Below are 18,241 nucleotides of genomic sequence, written 5' to 3'. Positions count from 1 at the left end.
TGACGCCGTCGTCATTTTTGGCGGAACGGGAGGACACGGCCTTTGAGTGAAGCGGGTACGGGCGATCTGAACAGCCGCGTCGTCATCGTCGGCGCCGGCCATGCCGGCGGTTCGGCCGCCGCCTTCCTGCGCCAGTACGGCCATGTCGGCCCCATCGTGTTGATCGGCGACGAGCCCCTGCTGCCCTATCAGCGTCCGCCGCTGAGCAAGGGCTGGCTGAAGGGCGAGGTCGACGCCGAGGGCCTGCAGCTCAAGCCGTCAAGCTGGTACGAGGAAGCTGGCGTCTCGCTGCGCCTGGGCGGCGTGGTGATCGGTTTCAATCGCGGCGCCAAGACCGTCACCCTCGCCTCGGGCGAACACCTGCCTTACGACTATCTGATCCTGGCCACCGGCGCTCGGGCCCGGGCGCTGCCGATCCCCGGGGCCGACCTGGCCGGTGTGCTGTCGCTGCGCACGGCGGCCGACGCCGAGGCCTTGAAGGGCGCGCTGGGTCCCGGCAAACGGCTGGCCGTGGTGGGCGGCGGCTATGTCGGCCTGGAGGCGGCGGCCTCGGCCCGCGCCCTGGGCAGCCACGTGATGATCATCGAGCGGGAACCGCGCGTTCTGGCCCGGGTCGCCTGCGAGACCCTGTCCAACTTCTTCCAGGACTATCACCGCGCCCGAGGCGTGGCCTTCGAACTGAACGCCGGGGTCGAGGCCTTCGAGGGCGGCCCTCTTGGAGATAGGCGGGGCCACATCACGGGCGTGCGACTGGCCGACGGCCGGGTCGTGGCCTGCGACGCGGCCTTGGTCGGGGTCGGGGCCCATCCCAATGTCGAGCTGGCCCAGGACGCGGGCCTGGAGTGCACGGGCGGGATCGTCGTCGATCTGGAGTCCCGGACCAGCGACCCGTTCGTATTCGCCATCGGCGACGTGACCCACCGGCCGCTACCGCTGTATGACCGCCAGTTCCGGCTGGAGAGCGTGCCCAACGCCCTTGAACAGGCCAAGCAGGCCGCCGCCGCCATCACCGGCCGCGCCATGCCGCCGCACGAGATTCCGTGGTTCTGGTCCGACCAGTACGACCTGAAACTGCAGATCGCCGGCCTGCCGTTCGACGCAGACACGCAGATCGTGCGCGGCGACGTGTCTGGAGCCAAGTTTGCTGTCTTCCACTTGAAGGGCGACCTGGTTCAGGCCGTCGAGGCCGTCAATGCGCCGCCCGAATTCATGGCGGGAAAGCAGTTGATCGCCAAGCGCACGCCCGTCAGCTTGGAGAAGCTGGCGAACTCGACCATTTCCATGAAAGAAGTCGCGGCGTAAAACGACCGTTCAAAAAAAAGCGCCCCAGGGGACCCATGGCCAAGATCACCTATATCGAGCACGACGGCACGGAACACGGCATCGACGTCAAGCCGGGCCTGACGGTCATGGAAGGCGCGGTGAAGAACAACGTGCCTGGCATCGACGCCGACTGCGGCGGGGCCTGCGCCTGCGCCACGTGCCACGTCTATGTCGACGAAGCCTGGCTGTCCAAGACCGGCGACAAGTCGGCCATGGAGGAGTCGATGCTCGACTTCGCCGAAAACGTCGGGCCGAACAGCCGGCTGTCGTGCCAGATCAAGGTGAGCGACGCGCTGGATGGGCTGGTGGTGCGGCTGCCGGAAAGCCAGCACTAGGCTCGGCAAGTCCTCCCCCTGTGGGGGAGGCGATCGCGTAGCGATCGGTGGGGGGAGTTTTAGGGTCGATCGATCCTGCGTGCGGCTGAGGTCGTATCTCTCCCCCCTCCGTCGGCTTGCCGACACCTCCCCCATAGGGGGAGGACTTAAAACCTAAAACCCGAACTCCGGTTGCGCCGCACCCGGCTGCTGCGTCTCTGGAAGGTGGCACGTAAACGTCGAGCCCGCGCCGGGCTCGCTCTCCAGCGCCACCCAGCCGCCATGCAGCTCGACCAGAGCCTTGACCAGCGCCAGGCCCAGACCCGGGCCGCCCCTATCGCGGCCGACGAAGCGGTCGAAGATGTGGGCCTGCACATGGAACGGCACGCCGCGGCCGGTGTCCCTGACGTCCAGCCGCACTTCTCCAAGCGCCCGCCGCGCCGATAGGGTGACCACCCCATCCGGCGGCGTCTGGCGCAGAGCGTTCTCGACCAGGTGGTCGAGGATCTGCGACAGGCGCTTGAGATCGCCTCGGATCAGGCCGACGTCCTTGTCGCATTCGACCGCCAGGGTCACGCCGCCGATCTGAGCGATCTTCAGCGAGCGCTCCTGGGCGTCGCTCATCAGGCCGGCCACCCGGATGTCCTCGATCTCCAGCGCCATCTCGCCGGCGTCGATCTGGGCCATGTCGAGCACGTCGTCGATCGAGCGGGCCAGTTGGGTGGCGGCCGAGCGCACCGAGGCCACGTGGCCGCGACTGCGTTCCGACAGGCCGTCGGCCCGCTCCAGCAGCTCCGAATAGCCGATGATCGTGGTGAGCGGCGTGCGCAGCTCGTAGGAGACATTGCCCACGAAGTCGCGCTTCAGCCGTTCGGCCTCGGTCAGGGCCTGGGACCGATCGGCCAGGGCGCTTTCCAGCTGACGGGTGTCGGTGACGTCGGCGAAGGCGATCAGGGTCGCGCCGTCGGGCAGAGGCCGGCTCTGATAGAGCACGATGCGGTTGTCCGAGGTGCGGGTTTCGCCGGAGGTGGGCGCGCGCATCTGCGGATCGGGATCGGCCACCCGGCCCTTCAGCTCGCGCCAGAAGGACAGGTCGTGCAGGCGCGGCACGCATAGCTCGACCACGCCCTCGAAATCGACCGCCGCCTCGAGCGCCATGGCCGACACGTTCCAGAAGGTCTCGAAGGCCTCGTTGTGCAGCCGCAGCCGGCCGTCCGAGCCGAACACCGCCACGGCGTCGTTCAGCTTGTCCAGCGTGGCCTGCTGCACCTGGATCAGGGCGTTGTACTGGGCCTTCAGCCGCAGCTCGCCGGTGATGTCGGAATAGAGCAGCAGCATGCCGCCCAGCGGGTGGGGCTGGCGCACCACGCGCAGGGTGCGGCCATCGGGCAGGTCCCACATCTCGTCGGCCTGCGGTCCCAGATCCTCGTAGCGCGCCAGCTCGGCGCCCTTCCATTTGGCGTAATCGACGGTTTCGGGCAGGCGGCGACGCTGGCGCAGGCGGTCCAGCACCTCGCCGTGGGTGGGTCGCTCGGCCAGCCAGGCCGGCTCCAGGCCCCACAGCGCAGCGAAGGCGGTGTTATGGAACGCCAGGCGGCGGGTCTGGCTGAAGATCGCCACCGCGTCGGCGATGTGGTTCAGGGTCTCGTCATGGGCCGCCACATGCTTGCGCAGGGCGTCGCGCATGTCCTCGACCTCGGTGACGTCGCTGCTGAACACCCCCACCCCGCCGCCGTCCAGCGGCTGGGCCGAGAAGCGCAGGGCCCGGCGACGGCCGTCGATCGGCACCCAACGCACGGCCTCGCGCAGCTCGCCGGCCTTGGCGGCCTCGACGGCGAGGGCGTCGGCGGCGCGGTCGACGGTCTGGCCCTCGCGCGCCGCCTCGGCGGCCGAGACCGCGCCGACCACCCGCAAATAGGCCGCATTGCCCCAGACCGGCGCGCCGTCGGCGTCGGAAATCCAGGCCGGCTCGACCATGCCGTCCATGAAGGCGGCGAAACGCCCGGCGCCGGGCAGGCCCGACTCGTCGACGGCGGCTGCGGCCAGGCGCAGCCAGGCCACCGCCCCCGCCACGCGGCCTTCCACAACCACGCCGCCGTCGGCGCGGTGCGCCTCGAAGGCGCAGGCCTCGCCGCGTTGGAACAGGGCGGCCAGCTTGTGGGCGTGGTCGGGATCGGCGGCGACCAGGGCCTCGACCACGGCCGAGGCATTGGGCGCGACGTCGAGGATCCTGGCGCAGGCGGCCAGGGCGTCCTGGCCCGAGACCAGCCGCGCGGCGCCGCCGTCGATCGCGATCAACACGGTGTCGAAGACTTCGGCCGAGGCTTCGCCGACCAAGGTCCCGCTTTCCAGGTCGGCCAGGCGGGCCCGCATAGAGGCCAGTTGGCTTTCGAACCGCCGCTGCTGGGACATCGCCCAGAGCGTGGCGCAAAGCGCCAGGCAGACCGCGCCGGCCGTCGCGGCCAGGATCAGATCAGGCGAGGTCATCAGGCTTGTCGGTCGCCTCTAAGGGGAATTTCGAATCAGAGTCACAGATTAGGCCGCGCGTGACCAGAGGGCGATGAGCTGTGCTGTCGCGGCGGCGCCGAGAGGCTGGCGCTGCGGGCCAATCGGCCTATGTACGAACCATGACCTGGACCGACCGCCTCGCCCCCTCGCTCGACGATTTCGCCGCCCTGGCGCGGCAGGCCTTCGACGATCTGCCCGCCGACTTCCGCCGCCAGACCGGCGACCTGGTGTTTCGCATTGACGATTTCGCCAGCGATGAGGTGCTGGACGACCTGGGCATCGAGGACCCGTTCGAGCTGACCGGCCTCTACCAAGGCGTCGATCTCGCCCATCGCTCGGTGCTGGGTCCGTCGCCGGAGCCGTCGATGGTGTTCCTCTACCGCCAGGCGATCCTGGCCGAGTGGTGCGAACGCGGCGATGCCTCGCTCGGCGAGCTGATCGCCCATGTGCTGGTCCACGAGATCGGCCATCACTTCGGCCTGTCGGACGACGACATCCACCGCATCGAGGACGAGGCATGAGCCTGTTCAACAGGCCCCTCTTCGACATTGGGGCCTGGCGCGAGCGCATGGATGAGCGCTGGTTCGAAAGCGGCGCCCAGCTGGCTGAGGCCGGCGCGGTCGATCTGGTGGCCATCGAGGACGACGCCGTCACCGCCCATGTGAAGGGGGGCGACCTCTATGTTATCACCCTGCGCGCGCCGAACGGCGAGGGGGCCTGCACCTGTCCCGGCTTCGACAAGTTCGGGGCCTGCAAGCACCAGGCGGCCGTGGTGGTGGCGACCAATCTGCTGGACGACACCGGCCTGGGCTATGTCCGCGAGCGCATGGCGCGGCTGCGCGACGGGCTGGCTCTGGAGAGCCGCGAGGCGCTGATCGAGCGGATCGTGGAGCTGGCGAAGGCGGATCCGGGGGTCTTGGCGAGGCTGGAGGGGTAGGGGGTGACCTTAGGCGGACCTAGACAAACTTGTCGAACATGTCGTCGAGCCGCCGCCGCCAATTCTTCAAGGCCGGTCGCCCTTGGGGCGCGTCGAGCATTCTAGAATGGAACGGGACCGGCGCTAATCTTTCAACGCCCCGGCCACCACGTCCCGCGCTTCGGCCTGCACCGACCTCAGATGATCAGCCCCCAGGAACGACTCCGCATAGATCTTGTAGACGTCCTCGGTCCCCGACGGCCGGGCGGCGAACCAGGCGTTTTTGGTCACCACCTTCAGACCGCCGATCGCCTCGCCATTGCCGGGGGCGGTGGTGAGGATGTCGATGATGGCCTCGCCGGCCAGGGTCTTGGCGGATACGTCGGACGGGCTGAGGGCGGCCAGCCGCGCCTTCTCCGCCCGGTTGGCCGGGGCGTCGATCCGGGCATAGGCCGGCGCGCCATATTGCTTGGTCAGGCCGGTATAGAGCTGGCTGGCGCTCTTGCCCGTGCGGCCTTGGATCTCGGCCGCCAGCAGGGCCAGCAGCAGACCGTCCTTGTCGGTGGTCCACACCGTGCCGTCCTTGCGCAGGAACGAGGCCCCGGCCGACTCCTCGCCGCCAAACCCGACGCTGCCGTCCAGCAGGCCCGGCACGAAATGCTTGAATCCGACCGGCACTTCCAGCAGGCGGCGACCCATGCCGGCCACCACACGGTCGATCATCGAGGACGAGACCAGGGTTTTGCCGACGGCTACGTCCGGACCCCAGCCCTCGCGATGGCTGAACAGGTAGGAGATGGCCACGGCCAGATAATGATTGGGGTTCATCAGCCCGCCGTCGGGCGTGACGATGCCGTGGCGGTCGGCGTCGGCGTCGTTGCCGGTGGCGACGTCGTACTGAGCCCCGCCCTGCATCGCCCGGATCAGGTTGGCCATGGCGGCCGGCGACGAGCAATCCATGCGGATCTTGCCGTCATTGTCGAGCGGCATGAAGGCCCAACGCGGATCGACGGCGTCATTGACGACGGTCAGGTTCAGCCGGTGGCGGTCGGCGATCTCGCCCCAATAGGCGACGCTGGCGCCGCCCAGCGGGTCGGCCCCGATCCTCACGCCGGCGGAGCGGATAACGTCCAGGTCCAGCACGCTGGGCAGGTCGTCGATATATTTCGCCAGGAAGTCGTAGCGGCCGGCGGCGACGACCGCTCGCTCGAACGGCACGCGCTTGACGTCCTTCAGGCCGCCCTCGATCAGTTGGTTGGCCCGCGCGGCGATCGCCGAGGTGGCCTCGCCCCCGGCGGGTCCGCCCGAGGGCGGATTGTACTTGATGCCGCCATCGCGGGGCGGGTTGTGCGACGGGGTGATCAGGATGCCGTCGGCGGCGCCGGGCGCCACGCGATTGAACTTCAGGATCGCGTGCGAGACCCCTGGGGTCGGGGTAAAGCCGTCCCGCGAATCGATCAAGGTCTCGACGCCGTTGGCGATCAGGACCTCCAGGGTCGAGCGCCAGGCGGGCTCGGACAGGGCGTGGGTGTCGCGGCCGACGAAGATCGGGCCGGTCACGCCCTGGTCGGCGCGGTATTCGACAATGGCCTGGGTGATGGCGAGGATGTGATCCTCGTTGAACGCCGCGTCGAGGCTGGATCCTCGATGGCCGGAGGTCCCGAAGGCCACACGCTGACCCGGGTTCGAGGCGTCGGGATGGGTCTCGAAATAGGCGCGGGTCAGGGCGTCCAGATCGACGAGGTCTTCGGGTCGGGCGCGCTGCCCTGCGTGGCTATGCATGGCGGCAACCTAGCCAACGAGGATGACGCCTTCAATCGGCAGAGCGTCGTTTGGGCGCTGGAGGCGGGTTCTCTGTCGCGAAGAGGGCAGGGCTCAGAAGGCTTCGGCCATGATCGTACCGTCGGGGAACAGGGCCGCGCGCTTCAGACCATCCGAGGCGAAGGGCATGGCGACATGGCCTTCGCGGTCCACGGCGATCAGTCCGCCGTCGCCGCCCAGGCCGGCCACGCCCTGGATGGCGGCCGCCGTCGCGCTGGCCAGGCTCTCGCCGCCGAAGCGCATGCGGTGGGCGACCTGCACGGCCACGGCGGTGCGGATGAAATACTCCCCCTGGCCGGTGCAGGACACCGCTGCTTGGCCGTCAGCCCAGGCCCCGGCCCCGATGATGGGCGAATCGCCGACCCGGCCCGGAAGCTTGCCGAACACGCCGGCCGTCGAGGTGGCGGCCGCAAGCCGGCCCTCGCCATCGCACACCACGCAGCCGACGGTGCCGGTGGGCAAGTCCGGCGGATGGTTAGACTCAAAGGCCCCAGCATGCGTGAACCAGGTCGCGGGATCCGTGATTGTCTTCAGGCCTTGGGTCCTGGCGAAGGCGGCCGCGCCTTCGCCCGCCAGCATGACGTGCGGCGTCCGCTCCATCACCGCCCGCGCCGCCAGGATCGGGCTCTCGAAGCCCTGAAGCGCGGCGACCGAGCCTGCCCGGCCGCTGGCGCCGTCCATCAGGCAGGCGTCTAGCTCGTAGATTCCTGAGGCATTGGGCGAGGCGCCCCTGCCTGCGATGTAAAGGCCGCTGGCTTCCAGGGCGACGACCGTCTCTACCGCGACGTCCAGGGCGTTGGCCCCGGCGGCCAGTCGGTCGCGCGCGGCTTCGACCAGGCCGCGCATGTGGGCGACCTCGACGCCGTAGTCATGACCCGGTGCGGAGCCCGCTCCGCCGTGCAGGGCGAGACTAAAACGCTTGTTTGACATTCTGCTTCCTTGGCCGGCGACCGTGCGCTAGCGTCCGCGCTCTTAAAGAAGAAAGACGGGAGAGGCGAGATGAAGGCGGTGCTCAGCAAGGCGGTCGGCGGACCCGAGACCCTGGTGCTTGAAGAGCTTCCCGACCCCGTCGCCGGTCCGGGCCAAGTGGTGCTGACGGTCAAGGCCTGCGGCGTCAACTATCCCGACGTGTTGATCATCGAGGACAAGTACCAGTTCAAGCCGCAGCGGCCGTTCGCGCCCGGCGGCGAAGTGGCCGGGGTGGTCGAACAGCTTGGCGAGGGCGTCACCGGCCTGACGGTCGGCCAGCGGGTGCTGGCCTCCAGCGGCCACGGCGGCATGGCCGAGAAACTGCTGGTCGACGCCGTGCGCTGCACGCCGATTCCCGACACCATGCCGTTTGACGAGGCCGCCGCCTTCATCCTCACCTACGGCACTTCCTATTACGCCCTCAAGGATCGCGGCCAGCTGAAGGCCGGCGAGACCCTGCTGGTGCTCGGCGCGGCCGGCGGCGTGGGCCTGGCGGCCGTCGAGTTGGCCAAGGCGGCCGGCGCCAAGGTGATCGCCGCCTGCTCCAGCCAAGAAAAAGTCGATCTGGCCATCGCGCACGGCGCCGACAGCGGCGTGGTCTATCCGCGCGGCCCGTTCGACAAGGACGGTCAAAAGGCCTTGGCCAACCTGATCAAGGACGCCTGCGGGCCCGCCGGCTGGGACGTGGCCTATGACGCGGTCGGCGGCGACTATTCCGAAGCCACCATCCGCGCCTCGGGCTGGAACGGCCGCTTCCTGGTGGTCGGCTTCCCGTCGGGCATCCCCAAGATTCCGCTGAACCTGACCCTGCTGAAGTCCTGCGACATCGTCGGGGTGTTCTGGGGCGCCTCGGTGGCCCGTGAACCCAAGCTACACGCCCAGAACGTCAAGGACCTGATGGGCCTCTATGCCGAGGGCAAGATCAAACCCTATGTTTCCGAGCGCTTCCCATTGGCCAAGGCCGGCGACGCCATCGCTCACCTGGCCAGCCGCAAGGCTATGGGCAAGGTCGTGGTCGTCAACGATTGAGGCGTGTGCGCGCGGCTTAGGAACGCCGGGTGGCGGCGTTTGGCCGGACCAGCTGACCACATATCCGCGCAGGTCGAATGACCGGCTGAGGTAATGCCGAAGCGCCCGCCGCCGGGCGGCGGTCATCGGTTCGAACGCTTCGGTTGGACCCAGGCTGAAGACCCCGCCCGGCGTCGCGAAAACGATATTGGCGGCGAGGGGCGTCAGGTCCAGGCCAAAGGTCCGGATTGGGGCGCGGCAGGGGCGGGCCGACAGCAGATAGGGGGCGGTGGGCGTGGGGCCGTCGCCGGTCAGATCGACGGCGAAATCCAGGTCGGCCAAGGCGGGAACAGCGCGTCTCAGCGCTTCAGGCGTGATCTCCAGATGCTGGTCGTAGACGGCCAGGCTTTCGCCGTGCGTTCGGAAGCGCCAGTCCCTGGCGTTGTGCTCAATTGTGGGCTCGAACGGCGAACGGCCACCCGACGCCAGCCCGGTTCGAGGAAACAGGAAGCAGCCGCTGGTCTCGGGCCCCGGATTCAGCAGCGCCGCCGCCTGGCTGGGGGTCACCACCAGACCCGCGCCTGGATCGATGGCCGCGAAAACACCGTCGCCGCCGTCCTCCAGCGGGGTGAATGGCGGGCTTCCCGGACGCAGGCGCGGCAGGGCGAACAGCGGCGCGGCGTCCACGCCGAGGTCGCGGGCGGACACCGCCGCGGCGTAGCGCGACAGGTGCGGGGCCAGCCTGACGCCCGCCCCCACGATAATTGCGGGCGCGTCGTCGCCGGCGACCTCGTCAAGACGCGACGGCGCGAAGGATCGGGCCTCGGTGTTGGGCAAGGCGCGCACCTCGCCCGCCCGCCAGTCCAACCCCCGGGCCACCGCCTGGAAGGTTCGGGGCTCGGCGGCGATGGCCAGGTCCAGCTTCAGATTTTCGATTTCCAGCCCCGCGAGGTCGGACACCAGCGTGTCGGTCGCCCTGCTGGAGTCGGCATGGAGGTGCAAGGTCAGGCGCATGCGTGCAGCTCCGCATCGGCAGGGCCGGCGTGGGCGCCGCGCGCCGCCGCGCTTGGGCGATGAAAAGTTCGGTCTGCAGCGGTTTGAGGATTTGGAAAGCCAATTTCCCCAGGCCGAAACCGCCGTGGACCGCGCGGATCAGCTTCAGACGACGCAGCGGCGTCATCGCGCCGAACGCCGTGGCCGGGCAGAAGCTGAACAGCCGTCCAGCAGCCCCGTCGGCGATGTCATCGGCGGACGTCGAGCCCCCACGTATCCCGTATTGGCGCGTCGGCAGGCGGCAGGGCCGTGAGGAGAGCGGAAGAGGCTTGCTCAGGGCGTTGGCCGGCTTCGTGCCCATCAAATCAACGTCGAAATCCAGGCTCGCGAGCTCGGGACGCAAGCGAGCCAGCGCTTCGGGCGTGGGCTCATAGAATACGTCATAGACCGCCAGCGACGCATCGAGCCGGGCCAGCCGCCATTGGCGGGCTCGCGCCAGGTCCAGCGGGGTTTGATAGATGCTGACCACCCGTTTGGTATGGGCGCCTGAACGTGCCGTGTTGGTCGATAGGGAGGCGCGAGGGTAGACGAAATAGCGCCCCGTCTCGACCAAATACTTGATGTAATACTTCTTCCAGGAGGTGGGCTTCCAGGCCTGGAGTTGCCTGGGCAAGCCGCCCGCGGCGGAAAACGGGCGATCCTTGTCCTCGACGCACCACCGGCGGAAGGCGTTCCATTGGTCCGCTGTCCACGCCTGTCCCCAGGACGAGGCGACCTGCAGGAAATAGACGTCGGCGCCGTCGGCCACCGGCCGGAAATCCAGGTTATTGAATTCGTTGAGCCGATAGTTGTAGAGCGAAATCCCGCCTATCCGCGGATCCTTGGCATAGAACGCCATGGCCTGAAGCACATAGTCGTAGCCGCCAAGCGCCGCGAGAAGGTCGTCCTCGAACAGGATGGCCCGCCGTATTCGACGGCCAGGTCGCCGCACCGCAGGATGTGCTCGCGAAGCCCCAGACGAGCGGCGTGTCGAATCACCCGCTTGGGCCCGTGGGCCCAGGTGAAGGCATCGGTGACAGCGGCGGTGTCGTCCTGGTCGCAGTGATCCAGGCTAATGACCAGCGGTGTTTCCGGCGGGTAGGCGCCGGCCCCCAGCGACGCGAGCAGGCGCGCCAGAGCGTCGGGCCGGCTATGGCCGATCGCGACGACGACTGGACGAAAGGCCGTGCTCATGCCTGAACTCACGCACGAACCATGCTCCAGAAGACCCTAACGCTGACTAAGCTTGGGTCCGATAGGAAAACAAAACGGTAATTTGAGGTCTGCGAAATAAACCAGCGCCGCTATCGTACGTTACAATCCGAAGTCGAGAGATTTAAAGCTCGAAATGTCGCGCACAGCCTGTGGGCGACGCCTTTGCGCGTCCGTTGAGCGCCTATGCCGCGTTTCAACGCTTCTAGAGCGCGGTAAATGGTTTCGGTTATCTTAGACATCGAAATCAAATTCATAAGTACCGGACGATTATCAACAATACAGTCATGCATAAAAGGCATTGTGGTAAATGATATTTATACCAGATAGTAAAGCCAACGCTATTGCCCGGATCGTCATAATTACGGTTAAAATACGGTAAGTATCCTTGTTATCGAACTGATCAGGCTGATCACCTAAAACGAACCTTTGAGTAGTCGGAGGTCGCGTTGATGTTTCTGCCCGCGCGCGACGCCTTCCAGCCGGAGGTGCGTCGAAACTTCCGCCAGAGCCGTCGGCCCGAAGAGCGGGTGCAGGTGCTGGGCGGGTCGATGGACCTTGTCCGGCCCGAGGAGGTGTTTCACTTCGTGGCGGGCAAGATCGCAGCGCGCGAACACGCTGTGGTCGCCAACCACAACCTGCACAGCCTCTATCTGATCCGCGACAACGAGAAGATCGCCGAATTCTACCAAACTTCCGACCTGATCGAGGTCGACTCGGTGCCGCTGATCTTCTGGGCGCGAATCGTCGGCCGGGCCAGCCGGCGTTTCCATCGCTGCACCTACCTGGATTGGCGCGACGCCTTCTGGGGGCGGGCAGTCGCCGAGAACTGGAAAGTGTTCTTTGTGGGCGGCGCGCCCGGCGTGGGCGACAAGGCCACCGCCCGTATCCGGGCCGACTGGCCAGGGGCTCAGATCAAAAGTCATCACGGCTATTTCGATGTGACGCCAGGCTCGGTCGAGAATGAGTCCGTGATCGATGCGATCAACGCCTACCAACCCGACATCCTCCTGGTCGGCATGGGAATGCCGCGCCAGGAGCTTTGGGTGCTGGAGAATCAGGCGAAGCTGGCTCCGTGCGTCACCTTCACGATCGGCGGCGCCTTCGACTATGAGGCCGGCGTCCAGCGTCCTTCGCCCCGTTGGCTGGGTCAGGTGGGCATGGAGTGGCTGTTCCGGCTGATGGTCGATCCACAGCGCTTGTTCACCCGATACTGCGTGGAGCCGTGGCACCTGTTCGGGCCGGCGCTTCAGGACTTACGGAAAGCGCTTGTAAAACAAGCCTCTTCCCCCCAGGCTACGGATGCCGCTTGCGTGGAATACGCGCGGGCGTCGGATCTGGCGCGCTCTGATGGTCTGGGGGGACGATGAGCCTGAACATCTATTCGCCGTCGGCGGCCGAAGCGGCCGAGCGACCCCGCATCGCGCAACGCGTCGCGGCGATCTTCGGTCTGGCTGGCCTGGTGCTGGCCTGGGTCGTTGTCTTGCTGCCCTGCGCGGTGTGGCTACTGGGTAGCTTGGTGGTCAACCGGCTCCAGGGCTCTCCCGTTCGCCAACAAGCCTGAACGGCGTTCACTTAGCCCTGGCCATCGGCGCGCCATCGCGCCAGGATAGCCACGCCATGGCGTAGCGGTCCGACCCCAGAGACCGCCCGCCTCGCGAGGGAGCGGCGCATGACGGGACGTCTGGACGGCAAGGTCGCGGTGATCACCGGCGGATGCTCGGGCATTGGACTGGGAACGGTCGAGTTGTTCGTGGCTCAAGGCGCCTGCGTCGTGGCCGCCGACCTGCAGGTCGAAAAGGGCGCGATGCTTGAGCGGCGCTTTCCGGACAAGGTCCGTTTCTCACGCTGTGATGTCACCGACGAAGCCCAGATCGCCGCGACCGTGGCGGTGGCGAACGACGCCTTCGGCGGCCTGGACATCCTGTTCAACAATGCCGGTCACGGCGGCGCGCCCAATGGCGTGGCCGATATGACGGCCGAGGGCTGGGACGCGGTCTTCGCCCTGCTGGTCCGGGGTCCTGTCATGGGCATGAAGCACGCCTTGCCGCTCATGCTGGCGCGCGGCGGCGGCAGCGTGATCAACACGGCCTCGATCGCCGGCCTGCAGGCGGGGTTCGGCCCGCTGGCCTATTCCACCGCCAAGGCTGCGGTGATCCACATGAGCCGCTGCGCGGCCGCGGAGCTGTCGCCGCAGAAGATCCGCGTCAACGCCATCTGCCCTGGCCTGATCGCCACCTCGATCTTCGGCGCCTCGATGGGATTGCCACGCGAGGTCGCCGACCAGATGGCCGCCCAGATCGCCCAGGTCGGTCCGAAGATCCAGCCAATCCCCAAGGCAGGTTTGCCCGAGGACATCGCCCGCGCCGCGCTCTATCTGGCCAGCGACGATTCCGAGTTCGTCACCGGCACGCACATCGTGGTCGATGGCGGCATCACCATCGGCGGCCGCAGCAGTTGGGATCATAGCGCGCCTTCGCCGCTGCTGTCGGCCATGGGCATCACCCCCGAACAGGCCGAACAGATGCGGGCCGCCTTGGTCGCCTCGCAAGGCGGTTCATGAGCCTGGTCTCCGCAGGACGGGGCTGGAGCGCGCGTCTGACCCCCAACCTGCGCGGGGCGTTGTGGATGCTAGGCTCTGCCGTGCTGTTCACCGGCATGACCACGCTGATCAAATATCTTGGCCCCGGCTATCCGGCCGCCTTGCAGACCTTCTACCGCCAGCTTGCTGGGGTCATCATCCTGCTGCCGCTGGTGGCCAGAGACTGGCGCGGCGCCTTGCGGACCACCCGGCCGGGAATCCTGATCTTCCGCTCCAGCGCCGGCGTGCTGGCGATGATCCTGGCCTTCTACGCCTATCAGGAACTGCCGTTGGCCGACGCCAACGCCCTGTCCTTCACCCGAACCCTATGGCTGGTGCCGCTGGCGGCGCTGGTCCTGCGCGAGCCGACGGGCCCGGTGCGGATTGGCGCGGCCCTGGTCGGTTTCGTTGGGGTCTTGATCATGCTGCGGCCCAGCAGCGACGGCAGTCATTGGCTGGGCTGGCCGCAGATGGCCGCCTTGATCTCGGCCGCGCTGTTCGCCCTGACCATCACGGGCATGAAGGTGATGACCCGCGATCACTCGCCCTTCACCCTGCTGGTCTACGCGGCGGGTCTAGGCTTGGTGTTCTCGATACCGCCGGCCCTGTTCGTCTGGCGCTGGCCGACCTGGCCCGACCTTGGACTGCTGGCCCTGATGGGGGTGATCGGCACCCTGACCCAGGGCTGCTACATCAAGGGCATGGAGGCGGGCGAGGCGGCGGTGATGGCGCCGATCGACTATACCCGCCTGGTGTTCGCCGTGGCCGCCGGCTTCTTCCTGTTCCACGAAAGGCCCAGCCCCGCCGTGCTGAACGGGGCCGCGATCGTGGTCGCCTCGACGCTCTACATCAGCGTGCGCGAACACCGTCTTTCGAAGCGGGCGGTGATTGAGGATCAGCCCGGGTAGAAACCTCGGTACCAAGCGGCGAAGCGGTTCAGACCCTCCATCAGCTTGACCTTGGGCTTGTAGCCGGTAAGCGCGCTGAGCTTGGAGATGTCGGCAAAGGTGGCGGTGACGTCGCCCGGCTGCATGGGCCGCATGACCTTGACCGCCTCTTGGCCCAGCGCTTTTTCCAGAGTGGTGATCATCTCCATCAGGCCGACGGGATCGTTGTCGCCAATATTGTAGATCTCGTGGCCGCCCTGGGCCGGGGGATGGTCAAGCACGCCGACAATCCCATCGACGATATCGTCGATATAGGTGAAGTCGCGGGCCATCTTGCCATCGCCATAGACCTCGATCGGTTGGCCGGCGAGGATCTTCTGGGTGAAGCTGAAATAGGCCATGTCCGGCCGACCCCACGGTCCGTAAACGGTGAAGAACCGCAGGCCCGACATCGGAAAGCCGTAGAGCTTGGCGTAGCTGATGCTCATCAGCTCGTCGGCGCGCTTGGTGGCCGCGTAAAGCGATACCGGAGCATCGACCGGGTCGGTCTCCTTGAAGCCCGCGCCGTCGATGGGTCGATCGCCATAAACCGAGCTCGATGAGGCATAGACCAGGTGAGCGACGCCGTTGTGGCGGGCCGCCTCCAGGACCGACAGGTGGCCGGCGAGGTTGGAGCGTTCGTAGGCGAAGGGTTGGTCAATCGAATAGCGGACGCCCGCCTGAGCCGCCAGATGGACGATCCGCTGGGCGCCGCTCTGACGGACCAGGGTATCGAACGCTGGTGCGTCGGCGATGTCCATCCGCGCCATGGTGAAGCCAGGGTGGGCTTCCAGACGTGCGGCGCGCGTCGCCTTGAGAGCACGGTCGTAATAATCGTTGAAGTCATCGATCCCGATGACCGTCTCGCCGCGATCAAGCAACCGTTCGGCAAGATGCATGCCGATGAATCCCGCCGCCCCCGTGACGATCACCGCATCCATGGGTCAGCCACGTCCGATGCTGGCGTAGGTGAAGCCGTGGCGAACCATCTCCGCAGGCTTGTAGATGTTGCGTAGATCAACCACGACCGGGGTGTGCATCAGCAGCTTGAGACGGTCCAGGTCCAGGGCGCGAAACTGATCCCATTCGGTGATGATCAGCAGCACGTCGGCGCCGTCGGCCGCGTCGTAGGCGCTGGTCTTGAAAGTCACTCCCGGCAGCAGGCGCTCGGCCTCGTCGCGCCCTTCGGGGTCATAGGCTTGGACGGCGGCGCCCATGGCCTGCAGAGAGGGCAGGATATCCAGGCTGGGTGCGTCGCGCATGTCATCAGTATTCGGTTTGAAGGTGAGCCCCAGCACGCCGACAGTCTTGCCGGTTAGGTTCTCGATGCCCATGGCCTTGGCGACCTTGATGGCCATGGCCTTCTTGCGCGCTTCATTGACCGCCACCGTTGTCTCGATCAAACGTACGGGCGCGCCATAATCCTTCGCGGTGCGTACGAGGGCGACGGTGTCCTTTGGAAAACATGAGCCGCCGTAGCCTGGACCTGCATTGAGGAATTTGCCGCCGATCCTCTTGTCCAGACCAATGCCCTTGGCCACCTGTTGCACGTCGGCCCCAACCTTTTCGCATAGGTCAGCCATCTCGTTGATAAAGGTGATCTTCATCGCGAGGAAGGCGTTGGCCGCGTACTTGATTAGCTCGCTGGTTCGTCGAGTGGTGAAGACGATCGGTGTCTCGTTCAGCGACAGGGGGCGGTATAGTTCACGCATTACCGCTTGGGCGCGTTCATCGTCGGATCCGACCACGACCCGATCAGGGCGCTTGAAGTCCTCGATCGCCGCGCCTTCGCGCAAAAATTCAGGGTTGGAGACCACGGCGAACTGGACGTTGGGATTGGTCTTGCGGATGATCGCTTCGACCTCGTCGCCGGTGCCGACCGGTACGGTCGATTTTGTGACGACCACGGTGAAATGATCGATCAGGCCGGCGATCTCCTCGGCGGCGGCGTGAACATAGGACAGGTCGGCACGGCCATCGCCGCGACGGGTCGGGGTGCCCACGGCGATAAACACCGCGTCCGCCTCGCGGATCGCTCGGGCGCCGTCCAGGGTGAAGAACAACCGGCCCTCGCGCACGTTGCGGGCGACCAGGTCTTCCAAGCCAGGCTCGAAGATCGGGATCTCGCCGCGTTCCAGCCGCTCGATCTTGCCTGGGTCCTTGTCGATGCAGGTCACGACATGCCCGAAGTCGGCGAAACACGCCCCGGACACTAAGCCGACATAGCCAGTGCCTATCATCGCTACGCGCATCGTTGCTTTTCCTCGCCGCCTCGCGGCGGAGCCCTACACCAAGTTTAAGACAGTGCTCCAGACATTTAGGATCAAATCTGCCGCGTTAGTTGACGTGGGCAATGACGGGGTCCTTTTTCGGTGCGCGATTCAACCGAGTAATATACTGCCGGCACAGGTGCCGGTCTGAGTGGGGGTCTGAGTGACTCAGAAAGTTCTCGTCGCGGGCGGAGCGGGCTATATCGGCTCCCACACCTGCCTGAGGTTGGCCGAGGCGGGCTTTACGCCGGTGACCTACGACAATCTTTCCAACGGCTGGGCCGAGTTCGTGCAGTGGGGTCCGCTGGAAATCGGCGATATCCGCGACGCGGCCCGGCTGGACGAGGTGTTCGCCAAGCACCAACCGGTGGCGGTCATCCATTTCGCGGCCCTGATCGAGGTCGGCGAATCGGTGAAATATCCGGGTCGCTTCTATGAGAACAATGTGGGCGGGGCGATCACCCTGATCGAGGCCTCGCGTCGGGCGGCGGTCGAGGCCTTCGTCTTCTCATCGACCTGCGCCACCTATGGCGCGCCGGTGAAGGTGCCGATGGACGAGACCCATCCCCAGGCGCCGCTCAATCCCTATGGCCGCACCAAGCTGATGGTCGAACAGATCATGGCCGACCTCGATCAGCAGGTGGGGTTCAAACATACGGCGCTGCGCTATTTCAACGCCGCGGGCGCCGATCCCGAGGGCCGAGTGGGTGAGCGGCACGAGCCGGAGACCCATGCGATTCCGCTGGCCATCGCTGCGGCGCGCGGCGGCAACCGTGGTTTCAATCTGTTCGGCGTCGACTACGACACCCGCGATGGGACCTGCGTGCGCGACTACATCCACGTGCTGGACTTGGCCGACGCCCACGTGCTGGCGGTGCAGCGGCTGCTGCGCGGTGAGCCCAGCGAGGTCTTCAACCTGGGCACAGGCACCGGCACCACCGTCAAGGAATTGATCACGGCGATCGAGACCGTGTCGGGCCGGGCGTTCCCGGTCGAGATCGCCGAGCGCCGCCCCGGCGACGCGCCGATCCTGGTGGCCGACAACGCCAAGGCCAAGGCCATGCTGGGCTGGACGCCGCGCTACGCGCTCGAGGACATCATCCGGCATGCCTGGGCGTGGCACGCCGCAGGCGCGCTGCGGCTCGAACGCGAACCGGTTTAGGCATCGCCATGAGAGACAGCGCCATCTCGATCACCCGCCGAGCGCTCGCCGCGCTTTTCGCTCCGCCGGTCGCGGCCATCGGCGCTGGCGCCGCCGTGGCGGCGGATCGCGGCGCCCCACCCCCCGCCTGGATGCGCGACTGAGAGCGGGCCGCCTCGCAGCATGTGCTGTCCGGCCTGGGCGTCTCTCGGGTGGAAGG

18 protein-coding genes are annotated in these 18,241 nt (G+C 66.9%); 11 read left to right on the top strand and 7 right to left on the bottom strand.

Annotated features, from left to right (window positions below; translation table 11 throughout):
* The first annotated feature begins 66 nt into the window (after window positions 1–66).
* Entirely contained in the window at window positions 67–1,302 is a 1,236-nt protein-coding gene (locus tag ACP694_RS02700) for an NAD(P)/FAD-dependent oxidoreductase (protein WP_426011278.1), read from the top strand.
* Window positions 1,303–1,337: 35 nt separating this feature from the next.
* On the top strand, window positions 1,338–1,658 hold the full coding sequence (locus ACP694_RS02695) for a 2Fe-2S iron-sulfur cluster-binding protein (RefSeq protein ID WP_426010199.1): 321 nt from the start codon (window positions 1,338–1,340) through the stop codon (window positions 1,656–1,658).
* A 153-nt stretch (window positions 1,659–1,811) separates the two neighbouring features.
* Here the strand turns inward: ACP694_RS02695 and ACP694_RS02690 are convergent, their stop codons facing one another.
* On the bottom strand, window positions 1,812–4,124 hold the full coding sequence (locus ACP694_RS02690) for an ATP-binding protein (protein WP_426010197.1): 2,313 nt from the start codon (window positions 4,122–4,124) through the stop codon (window positions 1,812–1,814).
* 140 nt (window positions 4,125–4,264) lie between these two features.
* Between ACP694_RS02690 and ACP694_RS02685 the strand changes: the two genes are divergently transcribed.
* Both ACP694_RS02685 and ACP694_RS02680 read left to right on the top strand, forming a co-directional pair.
* Complete coding sequence (locus tag ACP694_RS02685) at window positions 4,265–4,666, top strand: metallopeptidase family protein (protein ID WP_426010195.1); 402 nt, start codon at window positions 4,265–4,267, stop codon at window positions 4,664–4,666.
* Complete coding sequence (locus ACP694_RS02680) at window positions 4,663–5,082, top strand: SWIM zinc finger family protein (RefSeq protein WP_426010193.1); 420 nt, start codon at window positions 4,663–4,665, stop codon at window positions 5,080–5,082. Before ACP694_RS02685 ends, ACP694_RS02680 begins: the two co-directional genes overlap by 4 nt.
* 123 nt (window positions 5,083–5,205) lie before the next feature.
* Here the strand turns inward: ACP694_RS02680 and pgm are convergent, their stop codons facing one another.
* Window positions 5,206–6,843: a phosphoglucomutase (alpha-D-glucose-1,6-bisphosphate-dependent) gene (pgm, locus tag ACP694_RS02675; RefSeq protein WP_426010191.1), complete on the bottom strand. Its 1,638-nt coding sequence runs from the start codon at window positions 6,841–6,843 to the stop codon at window positions 5,206–5,208.
* A 93-nt stretch (window positions 6,844–6,936) separates the two neighbouring features.
* Complete coding sequence (locus tag ACP694_RS02670; protein WP_426010189.1) at window positions 6,937–7,812, bottom strand: isoaspartyl peptidase/L-asparaginase family protein; 876 nt, start codon at window positions 7,810–7,812, stop codon at window positions 6,937–6,939.
* A 69-nt stretch (window positions 7,813–7,881) separates the two neighbouring features.
* On the opposite strand from ACP694_RS02670, the gene ACP694_RS02665 reads away from it, so the two are divergent.
* On the top strand, window positions 7,882–8,880 hold the full coding sequence (locus ACP694_RS02665) for an NADPH:quinone oxidoreductase family protein (protein WP_426010188.1): 999 nt from the start codon (window positions 7,882–7,884) through the stop codon (window positions 8,878–8,880).
* 772 nt (window positions 8,881–9,652) lie between these two features.
* On the opposite strand, the gene ACP694_RS02660 is transcribed toward ACP694_RS02665, so the two are convergent.
* Both ACP694_RS02660 and ACP694_RS02655 read right to left on the bottom strand, forming a co-directional pair.
* Window positions 9,653–10,750 carry a hypothetical protein gene (locus tag ACP694_RS02660; protein ID WP_426010186.1) on the bottom strand — a complete coding sequence of 366 codons (1,098 nt, stop codon included), beginning with the start codon at window positions 10,748–10,750 and terminating at the stop codon, window positions 9,653–9,655.
* Window positions 10,720–11,085 (bottom strand): hypothetical protein, encoded by a 366-nt coding sequence (locus ACP694_RS02655; protein ID WP_426010184.1) that lies wholly within the window; start codon window positions 11,083–11,085, stop codon window positions 10,720–10,722. The genes ACP694_RS02660 and ACP694_RS02655 overlap by 31 nt, the downstream gene beginning before the upstream one ends.
* Window positions 11,086–11,555: 470 nt before the next feature.
* On the opposite strand from ACP694_RS02655, the gene ACP694_RS02650 reads away from it, so the two are divergent.
* The 4 genes from ACP694_RS02650 (at window position 11,556) to ACP694_RS02635 (ending at window position 14,592) form a co-directional block, all read left to right on the top strand.
* Complete coding sequence (locus tag ACP694_RS02650) at window positions 11,556–12,473, top strand: WecB/TagA/CpsF family glycosyltransferase (RefSeq protein WP_426010182.1); 918 nt, start codon at window positions 11,556–11,558, stop codon at window positions 12,471–12,473.
* Window positions 12,470–12,667: a hypothetical protein gene (locus tag ACP694_RS02645; protein WP_426010180.1), complete on the top strand. Its 198-nt coding sequence runs from the start codon at window positions 12,470–12,472 to the stop codon at window positions 12,665–12,667. The genes ACP694_RS02650 and ACP694_RS02645 overlap by 4 nt, the downstream gene beginning before the upstream one ends.
* Before the next feature lie 108 nt (window positions 12,668–12,775).
* Window positions 12,776–13,666 (top strand): SDR family NAD(P)-dependent oxidoreductase, encoded by an 891-nt coding sequence (locus ACP694_RS02640; RefSeq protein WP_426010178.1) that lies wholly within the window; start codon window positions 12,776–12,778, stop codon window positions 13,664–13,666.
* Window positions 13,663–14,592, top strand: a complete 930-nt coding sequence (locus ACP694_RS02635; protein ID WP_426010177.1) for a DMT family transporter — start codon at window positions 13,663–13,665, stop codon at window positions 14,590–14,592. Before ACP694_RS02640 ends, ACP694_RS02635 begins: the two co-directional genes overlap by 4 nt.
* Here ACP694_RS02635 and ACP694_RS02630 read toward each other — a convergent pair.
* Together ACP694_RS02630 and ACP694_RS02625 are read right to left on the bottom strand one after the other, a co-directional pair.
* Complete coding sequence (locus ACP694_RS02630) at window positions 14,580–15,551, bottom strand: NAD-dependent epimerase/dehydratase family protein (protein ID WP_426010175.1); 972 nt, start codon at window positions 15,549–15,551, stop codon at window positions 14,580–14,582. The genes ACP694_RS02635 and ACP694_RS02630 overlap by 13 nt on opposite strands.
* 3 nt (window positions 15,552–15,554) lie before the next feature.
* Window positions 15,555–16,862: a UDP-glucose dehydrogenase family protein gene (locus ACP694_RS02625; protein ID WP_426010174.1), complete on the bottom strand. Its 1,308-nt coding sequence runs from the start codon at window positions 16,860–16,862 to the stop codon at window positions 15,555–15,557.
* A gap of 181 nt (window positions 16,863–17,043) precedes the next feature.
* On the opposite strand from ACP694_RS02625, the gene galE reads away from it, so the two are divergent.
* Both galE and ACP694_RS02615 read left to right on the top strand, forming a co-directional pair.
* Complete coding sequence (gene galE, locus ACP694_RS02620; protein ID WP_426010172.1) at window positions 17,044–18,042, top strand: UDP-glucose 4-epimerase GalE; 999 nt, start codon at window positions 17,044–17,046, stop codon at window positions 18,040–18,042.
* A gap of 8 nt (window positions 18,043–18,050) precedes the next feature.
* Window positions 18,051–18,185, top strand: coding sequence for a hypothetical protein (locus ACP694_RS02615; protein ID WP_426010171.1), 135 nt, complete (start codon window positions 18,051–18,053; stop codon window positions 18,183–18,185).
* Window positions 18,186–18,241: the final 56 nt, after the last annotated feature.

The sequence above is a fragment of the Caulobacter sp. DWR2-3-1b2 genome (genome assembly GCF_049896345.1).
GTDB lineage: Bacteria > Pseudomonadota > Alphaproteobacteria > Caulobacterales > Caulobacteraceae > Caulobacter.
The sequence above is the reverse complement of the archived record's forward strand: the minus strand, read 5'-3'. Positions and strand labels throughout refer to the sequence as shown.

Excerpts from the sequence above, each read along its gene's own strand:
- ACP694_RS02695 (WP_426010199.1), top strand. The coding sequence starts at position 1,338 with ATGGCCAAGATCACCTATATCGAGCACGACGGCACGGAACACGGCATC.
- ACP694_RS02690 (WP_426010197.1), bottom strand. The coding sequence starts at position 4,124 with ATGACCTCGCCTGATCTGATCCTGGCCGCGACGGCCGGCGCGGTCTGC.
- ACP694_RS02685 (WP_426010195.1), top strand. The coding sequence starts at position 4,265 with ATGACCTGGACCGACCGCCTCGCCCCCTCGCTCGACGATTTCGCCGCC.
- ACP694_RS02680 (WP_426010193.1), top strand. The coding sequence starts at position 4,663 with ATGAGCCTGTTCAACAGGCCCCTCTTCGACATTGGGGCCTGGCGCGAG.
- pgm (WP_426010191.1), bottom strand. The coding sequence starts at position 6,843 with ATGCATAGCCACGCAGGGCAGCGCGCCCGACCCGAAGACCTCGTCGAT.
- ACP694_RS02670 (WP_426010189.1), bottom strand. The coding sequence starts at position 7,812 with ATGTCAAACAAGCGTTTTAGTCTCGCCCTGCACGGCGGAGCGGGCTCC.
- ACP694_RS02665 (WP_426010188.1), top strand. The coding sequence starts at position 7,882 with ATGAAGGCGGTGCTCAGCAAGGCGGTCGGCGGACCCGAGACCCTGGTG.
- ACP694_RS02660 (WP_426010186.1), bottom strand. The coding sequence starts at position 10,750 with ATGGCGTTCTATGCCAAGGATCCGCGGATAGGCGGGATTTCGCTCTAC.
- ACP694_RS02655 (WP_426010184.1), bottom strand. The coding sequence starts at position 11,085 with ATGAGCACGGCCTTTCGTCCAGTCGTCGTCGCGATCGGCCATAGCCGG.
- ACP694_RS02650 (WP_426010182.1), top strand. The coding sequence starts at position 11,556 with ATGTTTCTGCCCGCGCGCGACGCCTTCCAGCCGGAGGTGCGTCGAAAC.
- ACP694_RS02645 (WP_426010180.1), top strand. The coding sequence starts at position 12,470 with ATGAGCCTGAACATCTATTCGCCGTCGGCGGCCGAAGCGGCCGAGCGA.
- ACP694_RS02640 (WP_426010178.1), top strand. The coding sequence starts at position 12,776 with ATGACGGGACGTCTGGACGGCAAGGTCGCGGTGATCACCGGCGGATGC.
- ACP694_RS02635 (WP_426010177.1), top strand. The coding sequence starts at position 13,663 with ATGAGCCTGGTCTCCGCAGGACGGGGCTGGAGCGCGCGTCTGACCCCC.
- ACP694_RS02630 (WP_426010175.1), bottom strand. The coding sequence starts at position 15,551 with ATGGATGCGGTGATCGTCACGGGGGCGGCGGGATTCATCGGCATGCAT.
- ACP694_RS02625 (WP_426010174.1), bottom strand. The coding sequence starts at position 16,862 with ATGCGCGTAGCGATGATAGGCACTGGCTATGTCGGCTTAGTGTCCGGG.
- ACP694_RS02615 (WP_426010171.1), top strand. The coding sequence starts at position 18,051 with ATGAGAGACAGCGCCATCTCGATCACCCGCCGAGCGCTCGCCGCGCTT.